Source organism: Oleiphilus sp. HI0080, from assembly GCF_001635135.1.
Genome location: NZ_LWFU01000677.1, coordinates 1 through 1054 on the forward strand (window position 1 = coordinate 1; position 1054 = coordinate 1054).

The 1054-nt window shown below is 47.7% G+C and carries 1 protein-coding gene and 1 pseudogene; both read left to right on the plus strand.

Annotated elements, in window-relative coordinates; genetic code table 11:
• Positions 1–343: pseudogene (locus A3751_RS22905) on the plus strand (hypothetical protein); the annotation flags it as partial.
• Positions 324–998: a TIGR01621 family pseudouridine synthase gene (locus tag A3751_RS14700; protein ID WP_068457455.1), complete on the plus strand. Its 675-nt coding sequence runs from the start codon at positions 324–326 to the stop codon at positions 996–998. The pseudogene A3751_RS22905 and the gene A3751_RS14700, both read left to right, overlap by 20 nt.
• Positions 999–1054 lie beyond the last annotated feature (56 nt).

Consider the following 1054-nt stretch of genomic DNA (forward strand, 5'->3'; position numbering starts at 1 on the left):
GCAAATTCGCACAAGCGCGGCCATTCAGCTGCTCTCTAATACTTATCAGCTTGGAATGACAATTCAGAGCGATTACTTGCACTTATCTCGCTCAGTCTCAGCAATGATAGCGAGTTACGCAAACTTATACGCAAAAGAGAAGCGTATAACCGTAGCGAAGGAGTTTGCAACAGGGCTTGTCGGCGTCCCGTTCAAATACGGGCTGCTCAATTTGGCGCAGGATGCGTCGCAGTTCTTTTTCAAGCAACTCCGCTCAGCGCCAATTAAAGTACCAAAATTATCCATGCAATTGGTTCCAATCTCCCTTAACGATAAGGCACGATATGAACCCTCAGAAAATTAGACTGCTTTTTGAGCATGACGATTTTTTGGTCTGCGAGAAACCCCACAATCTCGCGTTTCATTCAGAGAATAATGCGGGGGAGTCGGTCCAAGGGTTTGTTGCTCTATTACGTGAGCAAATCGGCTCGGATGCTTTATACCCTGTCCATCGCCTAGATCGTGTGACAAGCGGTGCTCTGTTAGTTGCGAAAAATAGCCGAGCGAATAGTGCGCTTTCGCAACTATTTCAATCAAAAACGGTCGACAAAGTTTACCTCGCCATTAGTGATAAAAAACCCAAGAAGAAACAGGGGCTTATATCGGGAGATATGGAGAAATCGAGGGGCGGTAGCTACAAGCTCTGCAGAACACATCTTAACCCCAGTGTTACGCGGTTTTACGCATGCCCGTCTGATGAAGGATGGGGGTTTTGGTTAATGCCGCAGACAGGGCAAACCCATCAACTTCGTGTCGCATGCAAGTCTTTAGGTAGCCCTATCCTTGGTGATTCGCGTTACGGTGGTACTTCGGCTGAACGATGTTTTTTACACGCATACCAGATCAAATTTCGATATCTCGATGAGGATTACTGTATCCATGCGGAGCCTTCCGAACCGATGTTTCTAAAGGTGCTAGAAAAACTCCGGCAGCGGAAAGAGCTAAAACAAGGGCTTTAGTCGTTCGTTGCTCGTCGTCTCAAGGCTAATCGCCGGCAACGTGTCCCTCGCGTCGC

Excerpts from the sequence above, each read along its gene's own strand:
- A3751_RS14700 (WP_068457455.1), top strand. The coding sequence starts at position 324 with ATGAACCCTCAGAAAATTAGACTGCTTTTTGAGCATGACGATTTTTTG.